At 73.8% G+C, this 12965-nt stretch carries 9 protein-coding genes and 1 pseudogene; 5 read left to right on the forward strand and 5 right to left on the reverse strand.

Going from position 1 to position 12965, the window contains the following annotated elements; all coding sequences use genetic code 11:
- Nucleotides 1-65: 65 nt before the first annotated feature.
- On the reverse strand, nucleotides 66-2276 hold the full coding sequence (locus GA0115242_RS37245) for an ABC transporter family substrate-binding protein (RefSeq protein ID WP_093836083.1): 2211 nt from the start codon (nucleotides 2274-2276) through the stop codon (nucleotides 66-68).
- A 422-nt stretch (nucleotides 2277-2698) separates the two neighbouring features.
- Between GA0115242_RS37245 and GA0115242_RS37250 the strand changes: the two genes are divergently transcribed.
- The 4 genes from GA0115242_RS37250 to GA0115242_RS37265 are packed head-to-tail and all read left to right on the forward strand — an operon-like array spanning nucleotide 2699 to nucleotide 6542.
- Complete coding sequence (locus GA0115242_RS37250; protein ID WP_093836084.1) at nucleotides 2699-2986, forward strand: hypothetical protein; 288 nt, start codon at nucleotides 2699-2701, stop codon at nucleotides 2984-2986.
- A gap of 18 nt (nucleotides 2987-3004) precedes the next feature.
- On the forward strand, nucleotides 3005-3826 hold the full coding sequence (locus tag GA0115242_RS37255; protein WP_093836085.1) for a hypothetical protein: 822 nt from the start codon (nucleotides 3005-3007) through the stop codon (nucleotides 3824-3826).
- Nucleotides 3826-5763, forward strand: a complete 1938-nt coding sequence (locus GA0115242_RS37260; RefSeq protein WP_093836086.1) for a fumarate reductase/succinate dehydrogenase flavoprotein subunit — start codon at nucleotides 3826-3828, stop codon at nucleotides 5761-5763. The genes GA0115242_RS37255 and GA0115242_RS37260 overlap by 1 nt, the downstream gene beginning before the upstream one ends.
- Nucleotides 5760-6542: a succinate dehydrogenase/fumarate reductase iron-sulfur subunit gene (locus tag GA0115242_RS37265; protein WP_093836087.1), complete on the forward strand. Its 783-nt coding sequence runs from the start codon at nucleotides 5760-5762 to the stop codon at nucleotides 6540-6542. The genes GA0115242_RS37260 and GA0115242_RS37265 overlap by 4 nt, the downstream gene beginning before the upstream one ends.
- 55 nt (nucleotides 6543-6597) lie before the next feature.
- Here GA0115242_RS37265 and GA0115242_RS42155 read toward each other — a convergent pair.
- Nucleotides 6598-6843, reverse strand: a pseudogene (locus GA0115242_RS42155) (hypothetical protein); the annotation flags it as partial.
- Between the two features lie 139 nt (nucleotides 6844-6982).
- On the opposite strand from GA0115242_RS42155, the gene GA0115242_RS37275 reads away from it, so the two are divergent.
- Nucleotides 6983-8731, forward strand: a complete 1749-nt coding sequence (locus tag GA0115242_RS37275) for a hypothetical protein (protein WP_093836088.1) — start codon at nucleotides 6983-6985, stop codon at nucleotides 8729-8731.
- Between the two features lie 96 nt (nucleotides 8732-8827).
- Here the strand turns inward: GA0115242_RS37275 and GA0115242_RS37280 are convergent, their stop codons facing one another.
- From GA0115242_RS37280 to GA0115242_RS37290, 3 genes are all read right to left on the reverse strand, one after another.
- Nucleotides 8828-11473, reverse strand: a complete 2646-nt coding sequence (locus GA0115242_RS37280) for a SpoIIE family protein phosphatase (RefSeq protein ID WP_093836089.1) — start codon at nucleotides 11471-11473, stop codon at nucleotides 8828-8830.
- 271 nt (nucleotides 11474-11744) lie between these two features.
- A complete protein-coding gene (locus GA0115242_RS37285; protein ID WP_093836090.1) occupies nucleotides 11745-12182 on the reverse strand; it encodes an ATP-binding protein in 438 nt (145 codons plus the stop codon).
- A gap of 336 nt (nucleotides 12183-12518) precedes the next feature.
- The gene (locus GA0115242_RS37290) at nucleotides 12519-12950 is read right to left on the reverse strand and encodes a (deoxy)nucleoside triphosphate pyrophosphohydrolase (RefSeq protein ID WP_093836091.1); all 432 of its coding nucleotides are present in this window, start codon (nucleotides 12948-12950) and stop codon (nucleotides 12519-12521) included.
- Between the last annotated feature and the right edge of the window lie 15 nt (nucleotides 12951-12965).

Below are 12965 nucleotides of genomic sequence, written 5' to 3' on the forward strand. Positions count from 1 at the left end.
GGGAAGCGGCTCGGGCCGCCGCCCCGCGGGTGCGGGACGGCGGCCCGGGGCCGAGCGGGTACCGGTCAGTTCCCGGAGGCAGCGGCGGACGGCTTGACGCCGTTCTTCAGGAAGCCCATGTCCTGGTAGACCGGGGTCTGGAAGCCGAAGGAACCGGCGTTGGCGAGGTCCTTGCGGGCCGCGGTGAGCTGCGGGCGCTGGTAGAGCGGGATGGATCCGGCGGAGGCCCAGATCCGGGAGTCGGCCTTGCGCAGCAGAGAGCGGCTCTCGTCCTCGTCGAGCGTGCCCGCCGCACGGTCGAACAACTGATCGACCTGGTCGGTGCCGACCCGGGTGTAGTTCTGCTCGACGTTCAGGGAACCGTCGGCCGCGGGCACCGGCTTGGCGTAGATCGGCCGGGCGTCGGTGGCCGGGAACGCGGAGGCGGGCCACGAGTAGAGCGCCAGGTCGTACTGGCCGGACGCGATGTGGTCCTTGAAGTAGCTGCTGTCCGACACCTTGGTGATGTCGGTCCTGATGCCGACCCGCTCCAGCATGGTGCCGATCCGCTCGGCCACCGCCCGCAGCGAGCCGGAGCCCGCGCCCGACGGCAGCACGAACCGCAGGGTCAGCGGCTTGCCGTCCTTGGCCAGCGGGCCGGGCGCGGGCGCCGGGGCCGCGGTGCCCTTGGGGGCGTAGGCACCGGCCGCGCCGCCCTGCTTGAGGTGCGCCTCGCCGCCGTACTGCCTGCCGTCCGCGAGGTGCCTGGAGCCGCTCTCGCCGCCGTCGTGGTCCTTCTTGTCCTCGCCGTCGCCGTGGCCCTTGTTGTCCTCGCCGACGATGTACGCGCCGTCGCTGCCGCCCTCGGACTCGTCCTGCGACTTCCTGCCCTCGGAACCGGCCGCCTTCTCGCCCTTCTTCTTGTCCTTGACCGGGGCGCCCGGCACCCACCCGGCGTCGGCGAGCAGCGCCTGCGCCTCGGCCGTGTCCTGACCGCCGATCGCGCCGCTGTTGTCGGCGTAGGCGGCCTGCCCGGAGAGCGCCAGATGGCTGCCGACGGGCACCGCGGGCAGTCCGAGCGGCTTCAGCACGACCTGGGCGAGCGCCTCCCGGTCGAGGGCGCGGGCCACCGCCCTGCGCACCCGCTCGTCCGCGAGCGGGCCCTCCGAACCGTTCAGGGCGAGCTGCGTGAAGGCGGGTTCGAGCGACTTGCGGACCTCGAAGCCGCGCAGCGCCTCCTGCTGGCGCTCGTACTTCGCGATCGCCTTGCGCTCCTTCTTGCGGGCGAGCACTTCCTCGTCCGAGGCGTCCTCGTCGCTGCCGTGCGCCCGCGCCCAGGAGCCCAGCGGCTTCGCGGCGGTCCGGCCGGAGCCCGTCTGCGGGGAGGCGCCCTGAGACGGGGCGCCGCTCGCGCCGCCGTTCCCGGCGACGGAGATCCGGGAGGCGGTGTCCGCGTCGACGTCCGCGAGGTCGATCTTCCCCGCGGCCAGCGCGGCGGCCCGCTTGGAGCGCTGCACGGCCATCAGGTCGATCTCGGAGAGCTTCGCCGGGCGGCCCCACCAACGGGGGTTGCGGGTGAGGGAGATCTCGTCCTCGGCGCGGTCGACCTTCTTCACCGCGAACGGGCCCGCGGTGACCTTGAGCTTGCGGCGCGCGCCGTCGTTGAAGGAGTCGGGGGTGCCCATGACGGACTTCGGGTACAGCGGCGAGAACAGCGAGCGCCAGTCGGTGTACGGGCGCTTGAAGGTGACCTTGACCTCCAGGTCGCTGGCGCCCCGCTCGATCTTCTCGATGCGGTCGTACCCGGCGTTGCGGGCGGTCCAGTAGGCGCTGTCCTTGCCGGACAGGGCGCGCCACTGGGCGGCGAAGTCGGCGGCGCCGATCTCCCGGCCGTCGCTCCAGACCGCCTGCTGGTTCAGCTTGTAGAGCACGACCTGCCGGGGCTCGCTCTCGACGACCTTGGCGGTCTCCAGGTAGTCCGCGTCCCGCTGCGGCCGCCCCTGCGCGTCCAGCCGGAACATCGCGGGCAGGGTGGCCTGCGCGATCCGGTTGGTGGCCGCGTCGGCGTCCGCCTGGTAGGCGTTCAGGGTCTCGGGGATGTCGTCCACGGCCCAGCGCAGGGTGCCGCCGTCGGCGACCTGGTCGCGGGCGGCGGGCGCGATGTCCTGCCCGGCGAGCGGGCGGCCGGCCTCGTCCTCGGAACTGCATCCGGCGAGTGCGGGGACCGCGAGCGCGCCCGCGGCAAGGAAGGCGACCGAGCGCATGACCGCGCGCAGTCCGACGCCGTGGTGGGACATGTCGTCTACCTCCGGGAGGGGGCCGCCGCCGATCTCGTTTGGCGGTATTTGGAGCTGATCAGATCTATGCGGCCCACTGAAGAGGACGGGGTCCCGCGGTCGGGGGCGACACGGCGACACGCGCGCCGAACCCCACCCGTGCGGCGCAACCGGCGCGGGGGCGGCTGCGCCATAGGCGGGAACGTTTCCTCCACGGCGTCCGTGCAGAGCCCGCCTGGGGTCGTCCGGCCCCCGTCCGGGGCCCACCGGGGCCCACCGGGGCCCACCGGGGCCCGCCCGGGGCTTCCCGGGGACGACCGCATCCGCGCGCCCCCGCCAATCCGTGCACATGCCTTCCCAGCGCCGGGTGTGACGCGCAACACTCGCAGGCGCATGAACGTCCCCGCCCAGGGCAGTGCCGCCCGCGGAAGTGAGGTCACGTCATGTCCGTGCACGACGAACTGACATCGGTCCAGCGCAGCCTCGACGAGCTGCTCAGGTCCGTCGGACGGCTGGAGAAGCAGCTGGGCACCGGCGGCCTGGAGATGCGCCGGGTCCGCAACGACGCCAACCACCTGCGCGAGAGCATCGCCCTGCTGCGCGACACCGCGGCCTCCCCCGCCGCCCGGCGCACCGATCTCGTCCCCATCCCCGACACCCCGTACGACACCAGCCTGTGGACGGACTCGGACGACGAGGGACTCGGCGCCCGCGACCGCCACGCCCCCTGACCCGACCGGAGTCAAGCATTGGCCACTGGTACGGAACCCCATCCCGACGGCCGCGGCGTGCGCACCGCGACGCGTGCCGCGATCTCCGCCCGTCATCTGCGCACCGACCGCTGGTGGCTGTCCCCCGCGGGAACGGCGGCGGGCCTGCTCGCCTTCGTCGTCTACTCGACCTGGCGGGCCTTCGCCGACGCGCACTACTACTCCGCGCCCTACGTGTCGCCGTTCTACTCGCCCTGTCTCGCCGAGCGCTGCCAGACCATGCACAGCGGCCCCAACGCGGACCTGTTCGGCAGTTGGTGGGCGCTCTCCCCGGCGATCATCATCCTGGTCTTCCCGCTGGGCTTCCGGCTGACCTGCTACTACTACCGCAAGGCCTACTACCGGGGCTTCTGGGCCTCCCCGCCGGCCTGCGCGGTCGCCGAGCCGCACGCGACGTACTCGGGCGAGACCCGCTTCCCGCTCGTCCTGCAGAACCTGCACCGGTACTTCTTCTACGCGGCGATCCTGGTCGCGGGCGTGCTCACCTACGACACCGTGCTCGCGTTCCGCGACTCCGGGCACCACTGGGGCCACATGGGCCTCGGCACCCTGCTGTTCGTCGTCAACGTGGCGCTGATCTGGGCGTACACCCTCTCCTGCCACTCCTGCCGGCACATCGTCGGCGGCAAGCTCAAGCACTTCTCCCGGCACCCCGTGCGCTACCGGGCCTGGCGGTTCGTCGGCACGCTGAACGCCCGTCACATGCTGCTCGCCTGGGCCTCGCTGGTGAGCGTGGGAGTGACCGACTTCTACGTCTACCTGCTCTCGTCCGGTGCCTTCGACGATCCGAGGTTCTTCTGATGTCCGTGGTCGACCGCCAGGAGTGGGACGTCGTCGTGATCGGCGCGGGCGGCGCCGGACTGCGAGCCGCCATCGAGGCCCGCGAGCGCGGCGCGAGAACGGCGGTCGTCTGCAAGTCGCTGTTCGGCAAGGCGCACACGGTGATGGCCGAGGGCGGCATCGCGGCGGCCATGGGCAACGTCAACTCAGGCGACGGCTGGCAGGTCCACTTCCGGGACACGCTGCGCGGCGGCAAGTTCCTCAACCAGTGGCGGATGGCCGAGCTGCACGCCAAGGAGGCCCCGGACCGGGTCTGGGAGCTGGAGACCTGGGGCGCCCTCTTCGACCGCACCGCCGACGGCCGCATATCGCAGCGCAACTTCGGCGGCCACGAGTACCCGCGCCTCGCGCACGTCGGCGACCGCACCGGGCTCGAACTGATCCGCACCCTCCAGCAGAAGATCGTCGCGCTCCAGCAGCAGGACAAGGCGGAGACCGGGGAGTACGAGTCCCGGCTCAAGGTGTTCCAGGAGTGCACGGTCACCCGGGTGCTGAAGGACGGCGACCGGGTCTCCGGCGTCTTCGGCTACGAGCGCGAGTCCGGCCGCTTCCTGGTCCTGGAGGCACCGTCGGTGGTCGTCGCCACCGGCGGCATCGGCAAGTCCTTCAAGGTGACGTCGAACTCGTGGGAGTACACCGGCGACGGCCACGCGCTGGCCCTGCTCGCCGGGGCGCCGCTGCTGAACATGGAGTTCGTGCAGTTCCACCCCACGGGCATGGTCTGGCCGCCGTCGGTGAAGGGCATCCTCGTCACCGAGTCGGTGCGCGGCGACGGCGGGGTCCTGCGCAACTCCGAGGGCAAGCGGTTCATGTTCGACTACATCCCCGACGTCTTCAAGGAGAAGTACGCCGAGTCGGAGGACGAGGGCGACCGCTGGTACGAGGACCCCGACCACCACCGGCGGCCCCCGGAACTGCTCCCCCGCGACGAGGTCGCCCGCGCCATCAACTCCGAGGTCAAGGCGGGCCGCGGCTCCCCGCACGGCGGGGTCTTCCTCGACGTGTCGACGCGCATGCCGGCCGAGGTGATCAGGCGCCGGCTGCCGTCCATGTACCACCAGTTCAAGGAGCTGGCCGACGTCGACATCACGGCGGAGGCGATGGAGGTCGGGCCCACCTGCCACTACGTGATGGGCGGCATCGCCGTCGACTCGGACACGGCCGCCGCGCGCGGGGTGCCGGGCCTGTACGCGGCGGGCGAGGTGGCGGGCGGCATGCACGGCTCCAACCGGCTCGGCGGCAACTCCCTCTCCGACCTGCTGGTCTTCGGCCGCCGGGCGGGACGGCACGCAGCCGAGCACGCGGCGGAGCAGACGGCCGGACGGCCCGCGGTGGACGACGCCCAGGTGGACGCCGCGGCGGCCGAGGCGCTGCGCCCGTTCTCCGCCGAGGGCCCGGGGGCCGACCCGGAGACGGCCGCCGCCCGCGCCCCGGAGAACCCGTACACCCTCCACCAGGAACTCCAGCAGACCATGAACGACCTGGTCGGCATCATCCGCCGGGAGGGCGAGATGGAGCAGGCCCTCGAACGCCTCTCCGACCTGCGGGTACGGGCCGCGCGGGCGGGGGTTGAGGGCCACCGCCAGTTCAACCCGGGCTGGCACCTCGCCCTGGACCTGCGAAACATGCTGCTGGTCAGCGAGTGCGTGGCGCGGGCCGCGCTGGAGCGCACCGAGTCGCGCGGCGGCCACACCCGCGAGGACCACCCGGCGATGGAACGGCGGTGGCGCCACGTCAACCTGCTGTGCGCGCTCGCCGACCGGGACCCGGCCGACCCGGCGCCCGGACAGATCACCCTGACCCGCGAGGACACCCAGCCCATCCGCCCGGACCTGCTCGCCCTCTTCGAGAAGGAGGAGCTGGTCAAGTACCTGGCCGAAGAGGAGCTCTACGAGTGAGCAGCTACGAGGCCCGCTTCAAGGTGTGGCGGGGCGATGTGCGCGGCGGCGGCCTGGCGGAGTTCACCGTCGAGGTGAACGACGGCGAGGTGGTCCTCGACATCGTCCACCGCATCCAGGCCACCCAGGCGCCCGACCTCGCCGTCCGCTGGAACTGCAAGGCGGGCAAGTGCGGTTCGTGCTCGGCGGAGATCAACGGCCGTCCGCGGCTGCTGTGCATGACCCGCATGTCGGTCTTCACGCAGGACGAGACGATCACCGTCACCCCGCTGCGCGCCTTCCCCGTCGTGCGCGACCTGGTCACGGACGTCGGCTTCAACTACGCGAAGGCCAGGGAGGTCCCGGCGTTCGTGCCGCCGCCGGGGGTCGCGCCGGGCGACTACCGGATGGCCCAGCGGGACGTGGACCGCTCGCAGGAGTTCCGCAAGTGCATCGAGTGCTTCCTGTGCCAGGACACCTGCCATGTGGTGCGCGACCACGAGGAGAACAAACCGGCCTTCGCGGGCCCGCGGTTCCTGATGCGGGTCGCGGAGCTGGACATGCACCCGCTGGACGCGGCCGCCGAAACCGGCCTCGACCGCAAGACCACCGCGCAGGACGAGCACGGGCTCGGCTACTGCAACATCACCAAGTGCTGCACGGAGGTCTGCCCGGAGGGCATCAGGATCACGGACAACGCGCTGATCCCGCTGAAGGAACGCGCGGCCGACCGCAAGTACGACCCGCTGGTCTGGCTGGGCTCGAAGATCGGACGGCGCACCACGGACCGGCCCCGGTAGCCGCGCCCCGAAGCCCCGCGGGCGGGCGGGGGTGCGGGTCTCGTCCGGCGGCCCGCACCCAGCCCCCGCGGTACGCCGTCCGGTCGGCCTCCGTGGCCGCGAAGTCCACGTACCGGGCGACGCCGAAGCGCGCCCGGTCGGCGTCCGCGCGGGACAGCCCCGGCCTGACCCCGCGGACGGCGGCCGGGACGGTCTCGGCGCGGGCCAGGTGACCGGGCCCGGTCTCGTGGAAGAACGGCAGCCCCCTCAGCAGGTCCGTCGACTCGGGGGTGGCCGCGAGGGCGAGCGAGGTCCGCCGGGCGGACGCCACGATCGCGGTGCGCGGGGCGGCCCGCTCCAGGCTGCCTCGTCCCTCGTGCGCCGTCCCACCGTTCACCGCGCGCCCCACGGGGGACGCACCCCGCTCGCGCGCCCGCTTTCCTGCTCATACGCTCCGAAATGTGACGTCATCCCTGATACGGGGGCGGCCAAGACGCCGCGCTCCGTCCCTCCTGTCCGCGCGCCTGCTGCACACCGTGCTGGGCGGGCTGGCCGGTGTGGTGTGGCTGGTGCTGCCCGGGGTGACGACCGACAGCGCGGCCCCGGTTCCACCGGTGCCCGCGACGACCGCGCCCGCGTCCGGCGCCGCGACCCCGCCGGGCCCGGTGCCCTCCCCCGTGCCCGGACCCGCGTCCGTCCCGTCGGCCGAGGGGACCTCCACCGCCGACCTGGCGCTCCCCCTGGTCGTGCTCGTCGCCGCCCTGGTCCTCGGCGGGTACGGGTATCTGCGGCGCACCCGGCGGGTCAGGACCAGGACCACCCCCGGCGGGACGGCCGCCGTCGCCACCGCCCCGCCCCCGCAGGCGGAGACGGACGAACGGGCGCGGGCGCTGCTCGTCGCCGCCGACGACTGGGTGCGGGTCGGCCGGGAGGAACTGGACTTCGCCGGGGCGCGGCTCGGGGCGACGGCCGTCGAGCCCTTCGCGCGGGCGGTGCGGGAGGCGGCGGCCGAACTGTCGGCCGCCTGCCGGATGCGGCGCCGCCACGACGAGGGGCCGCCGGGCGACCGGGAGGCGCGGCGGCACCTGCTCGCCGGGATCGTCGGGCGGTGCGAGGAGGCGGGACGGCGCCTCGACGCGGACGCGGCGGCCTTCGACCGGCTGCGCGGGCTCGACCCGGGGTCCGCGCCGGGGGTGGTGGACGCGCTGGTGGTCGCCGAGACGCGGTTCCGTGCACTGGCCGGGCACACCGGCCGGGTGGCGGAGCGGCTCGCGCGGCTCGGCGGACGGTACGGGGGCACGGTGACGGAACCGGTCACCGGCTACGTCGAACAGGCCAAGGACCGGCTGGTGTTCACGACGTTCCGGCTCAACGAGGCCCGGCAGGCGGCGGATCGGGGCGAGCGGGACCGGGCGGCCCGGCATCTGCGGTCGGCGGAGGGCGGGATCGCGCAGGCCGCCGCCTTCCTGGACGGCGTGGAGCGTCTCGCCGCCGACCTGGAGTCGGCCGAGCGGCTGCTTCCGGCCACGCTGACCGGTGCCGAGGCGGAGATCGCGGGGACGCGCGGGACGGCGCGGGAGAACGCGGAGGCGGCGCGCGGCGACGGCGCGGAACCGCCGGTGACCGCGCGGGGGCACCGGTTCGTCCGCCCCGGCGGTTCGGGCGCGCGGCCCGCGCAGCCGCTGCTGCCCGCGGACACCCTGCTGGCCCGCGCCGATGTCGCCGACGCCGTCCTGGCCGCGGTCCGCACCGCGGCGACGGCGGGACCCTTCGACCCGGTCGACGCGCTGCGGCGGGTCACGGTCGCGGTGCTGCCGCTGGCGGCGGGCCGGGCCGGGGCCGTGCCCGCGGCGGCTTCGCTGGTCGCCGCGCACAGCGTCGCGGACGCCGACACGTTCGTCGGCACGCACCGGGGCGCCGTCGGCCACGAGGCGAGGACGCTGCTGTCGGAGGCGGCGCGCTCCCTCGCGGACGATCCGCTCGCCGCCGACGCGGCCGCGGTCCGCGCCCGTGAGCTGGCCGAACGCGATGTGCGGGGGTACGGCAACCCGCTGACCGGCGAGAGCGGGCACGAGAGCGGTCTCGCGGGCGCGGTGCTGGGCGGCGTCCTGCTGCCGCCGCCGGACGGATCAGGACCGGACGGCGTCGGCCCGCCCCCGAGCTTCGGCGGCCCCAGAACCTTCCGCCGCCGCGCACCCGAGCCCCTCTGACCAACCCGCGCCCGCCCGGGGGAACCGAACCGGCCACCGGTCCCCGATTCCCCCCGGGGGCCCTCCTCGCTCCCCGGGGTCCGTCCGTTCCGTCGGTCAGAACAGGCTGAGGAGTGCCTCCGCCGGGTCCGTGAGGCCCGTCTCGCCGTCCGGGAGGGGGAGTTCGAACCAGACCGTCTTGCCCCGGGGGGTGCGGCGGGAGCCCCAGGACGTGCTGAGGAGGCCGACGAGTTGCAGGCCGCGGCCGCCCTCGTCGGTGTCGCGGGCGCGGCGTCGGCGGGGCTGGACCAGGCCGGAGTCCCAGACCTCGCAGACCAGGGTGCGGTCCAGCAGGAGCCGCAGTCTGATCTCGCCCTCGCCGTACCGCAGGGCGTTGGTGACGAGTTCGCTGACCAGGAGTTCCGCCGTGTCGACGAGCGGTTCCAGTCCCCAGGACAGCAGTTGGCCGCGCGCGTGCTCGCGGGCGCGGCCCACGCTGCGCGGTTCGCGCGGCAGCGTCCAGTCGCCGACGGAGTCGCTGGGCAGCCCCTGGACGCGGGCCATCAGCAGGGCGATGTCGTCCTCTCCGTGGTGGGTGTCGAGGGTGTTGAGGACGTGGTCGCAGACGTCCTCCAGCGGGCGGGCGGGGTCGGTGAGCGCACCGACGAAGGCCTGGAGCCCCTCGTCGAGCGGGTGGTCGCGGGACTCGACGAGGCCGTCCGTGTAGAGGGCGAGCAGCGCGCCCTCGGGCAGGTCGACGTCGACCTCCTCGAAGGGCTCGCCGCCGACGCCGAGCGGCATGCCGGGCGGCACGTCGAGCATCAGGGCGTCCTCGCCGGGTTCGACGAGGACCGGCGGGAGATGACCGGCGTTGGCGAAGGTGATGCGCCGGGTGACGGAGTCGTAGACGGCGTAGATGCAGGTGGCGAGGTACACCTCGGAGAGGTCCGCCTCGGGCGGCCTGCGGGCGGAGCGGGTGGCCTGCTGGACCCCGCCGGGTGCCCCGAGTCCGCGCGCGATCTCGTCCAACGCGCCCAGCACCTCGGCCGGTTCGAGGTCGAGCAGGGCCAGGGTGCGGACGGCGGAACGCAGTTCACCCATGGCGACGGCGGCGCGCAGCCCGCGTCCCATGACGTCGCCGACGACCAACGCGGTGCGGTGTCCTGGCAGTTCGATGACGTCGAACCAGTCGCCGCCGACCTCGCTCGGCCGGTCGGAGGAGGAGTTGCCAGGACGGTAGCGGCAGGCGATGTCGAGGCCGGAGGCGACCGGGTCGCCCGGCGGCAGCAGGGACCGCTGCAGTATCAGCGCCCGTTCGTGCTCGCGCCGGTAGAGGCGGGCGTTGTCGATGCAGACGGCGGCGCGGGCGGCGAGTTCCACGGCGAGGTCGCGGTCGCGGTCGCCGAACGGCTCGCTGCCCTTGGTCCTGGCGAACTGGACGAGTCCGACGACGGTGTCGTGGGCGACCATCGGGACGGCGAGGGTGGACTGCACGAGCCCGCCCTCCTCGGCCGGGACGCGCTGGGTGCGGGCGGTGCGCAGGGCGTCCGCGCACGGCGAGTTGAAGGGGTAGTGGTGGACGGCGCCGACCTCGACGGAGGTCCCGCCGCCGACGAAGGGCGCGTCGGAGACGGCGCTGGCGAAGGCGACCCGGCGCAGCGCGGCGCTGCCGTCGGCGAGCCCCGGCGGGGTCTCGTCACCGGCCAGCAGCCCCTGGTAGAGGTCGACGGTGGCGAGGTCGCAGAAGCCGGGGACGACGACGTCGAGGAGTTCGCGGGAGGTGGTCTCCAGGTCGAGGGAGTTGCCGATGCGGGCACCGGCCTCGTTGAGGAGGGCGAGATTGCGCCGTGCCGCGGCGGCCTCGCGGGCGGCGGCGCGGCGGGCGGTGATGTCGGTGGCGAGCCAGGCGACCCCGATGGGCCGGCCGCTCCCGCTGTGCACGCGGTAGAGGTTGACGGACCAGTGGCGGCGCTCGTCGGTGTTCGGCACGTACCCGGTGACGTGCATGTCGGTGATGGCGTTGCCGGTCTCCAGGACCCGGCGCAGGGTGGCCGTGATCCGGTCGGCCTCGGGCCGGGGCAGGTAGTCGTGGACGCCCTTGCCGCGGTGGTCGTCGGGGCTGCCGCCGAAGATGGAGGCGAACCGCTTGTTGGCGCGGCGGACCCGCAGGTCGGCGTCGATGAGCAGGAACCCGAACGGCGATTGCCCGAAAATCGACTGTGAGGCGGCGAGGTCCGTCTCGATGCTGCGCAGGGTGCGGACGTCCACGACGATGCAGACGGCGGCCTTCTCGCCGTCCTCGGTGAGCGTCGGCATGACGTAGACCTCGGCGAGGCCCTCCTCGCCGCACTCGCCGCGCCGCCTCGGCTCGGGCACCCGGAAGGGGACCACGCCGGTCCACTCCCGCCCGTCGAGGATCTCGGCCATCTTGCGCTGGCCCTGCTCGCGCAGATCGGGGTCGACGAACGCCTCGATCGGGTCCGTGCCGACGGCCTGCTCGGCGGTGAGGCCGAAGAGTTGTTCGGCGCGCAGGCTCCACTGGTCGACGAGTCCGTCGGGGCCGATGGAGAAGGAGGCGACCTTGATGTAGTCGTAGATGGAGCCGGGCGGACTGCTCTGCCACATGGCGTCACCAGGTGCGGGCAGCTCGCCTGCGCCCGTCGCCGCGCGCGGCGCGTGCGCATCGGCGGCGCTCGCGGTGTACGACCGCGCGCCGCCCGACGGGTCCTCGGACTCCGTCGCCTTCGCTGGTATCTCGCTCACGCGAACCGTCCCCTCCAGCTCACCGCGTCCGGTACCGGTCACCGGCCTCGGCTGCCCGCAGTATCCAGCACTACGGCGCCGCACAACACGGTGTTCACGATCACAGCACGGTCCCGATGGTTTTCGGTCCGGACCGTGACAACACTTCCAGTCTTCTAACCAGCCAACACGTCGTCGAACCACTCCTATCGGCAACCGTCGTCCGCCGAACAGGCCGGTCGGCGAAGCGGACTGCCTCGTACAGCTTCCACGGGCGGGCGAGGCGTCCGGTTCACCCCGGTACGGCCAGTTCGAACCAGACCGTTTTGCCGCCGTCGCCGGGTCGGGTACCCCAACTGCGCGAGGAGAGCGCGACGAGTTGGAGTCCGCGCCCGCTCTCGTCCTCCGGACGGGCGACCCGTTCGCGGGGCGGGTCGGGGAGCGGGTCGGAGACCTCGACGCGCAGGACGTCGCCGGGGCGCGCGGGGCGGACGAGGCGGAGTCCGATGGGGCCGGTCGCGTGCCGCAGCGAGTTGGTGACCAGCTCGCTGACCAGCAGGGTGGCGAGATCTGTCAGGGGGTCGAGGTTCCAGCGGCGGAGTCGGTCGCGCACGGCGGCACGGGCGTCACGGACGGCTCCCGGCTCCGCGGGAAAGGTCCACTCGGCGCAGTCGCCTTCGGTGTCGATCACGCCGATCACTTCCCAGGCCGGGCCAGCAAGCCTACCCATGTCCAATTTCATGGGGTTAATGGCCACATACCCGATATTCGGCGTGAAGTACCGCCTTATTCGAAGCACAGTGGCACAAACGGCGTACCCGGCGCCCTGTTCCCGGCGGGCTTCCCCCTCCGCACTCCTGTGCTCCCCCTCCGCTCCCCCCACATATCCCGCGGAAGCAGCGGCTCCGCCCCACTCCGCGCCGAACCGATCACGCCGACCCGCACCGCACCGACCCGCGCCCGCTCCCCAGGCGCCGACCGACCCGCACCGCCCCGCTCGGCGCCGTCCCGCTCCCTGTCGCCTCGCTCCCTGTCGTCCCGCTCCGGGTTCCTGCGCCGCGCGGTCCTAGCGCGCGCCGGGCCGCCCGGTGCCGGGCCGCTCCGCGCCGAGGCGGGTCACCGCGGCGCGCACGGCGGGCACGTCCTGGTCGAGCCAGTCGACGTCCCACACCTCGGCGGCCGGGAGCCAGCGCAGCGCGTCGTGGTCCTCCAGGGGGCGCGGGGCGGCGGAGCCGGGCAGCAGCCGGGCGGTCCAGACCTGGAGGACATAGGGCTCTCTCAGCGGCCACCGGCCGGGGATCCGTTCGACGAGAGCGGCGTCCACGCCGAGTTCCTCGCGCAGTTCGCGGACGAGGGCGTCCTCGGGACGCTCGCCCGGTTCGACCTTGCCGCCGGGCAGTTCCCAGCGACCGGCGAGTTCGGCGGGCGCGCTGCGGCGGGCCGCGAGCAGGCGGCCGTCGTCCAGGAGGGCGGCGCCCACCACGATCCGTTCCGTCATGTGCCGGAGCCTACG

Origin of the sequence: Streptomyces sp. SolWspMP-5a-2, from assembly GCF_900091845.1 — a bacterium.
Classification (GTDB): domain Bacteria; phylum Actinomycetota; class Actinomycetes; order Streptomycetales; family Streptomycetaceae; genus Streptomyces; species Streptomyces doudnae.

Bases quoted from the DNA above. Each gene is read 5' to 3' on its own strand.
- GA0115242_RS37245 (WP_093836083.1), bottom strand. From the start codon at position 2,276: ATGTCCCACCACGGCGTCGGACTGCGCGCGGTCATGCGCTCGGTCGCC.
- GA0115242_RS37250 (WP_093836084.1), top strand. From the start codon at position 2,699: ATGTCCGTGCACGACGAACTGACATCGGTCCAGCGCAGCCTCGACGAG.
- GA0115242_RS37260 (WP_093836086.1), top strand. From the start codon at position 3,826: ATGTCCGTGGTCGACCGCCAGGAGTGGGACGTCGTCGTGATCGGCGCG.
- GA0115242_RS37285 (WP_093836090.1), bottom strand. From the start codon at position 12,182: ATGGGTAGGCTTGCTGGCCCGGCCTGGGAAGTGATCGGCGTGATCGAC.
- GA0115242_RS37290 (WP_093836091.1), bottom strand. From the start codon at position 12,950: ATGACGGAACGGATCGTGGTGGGCGCCGCCCTCCTGGACGACGGCCGC.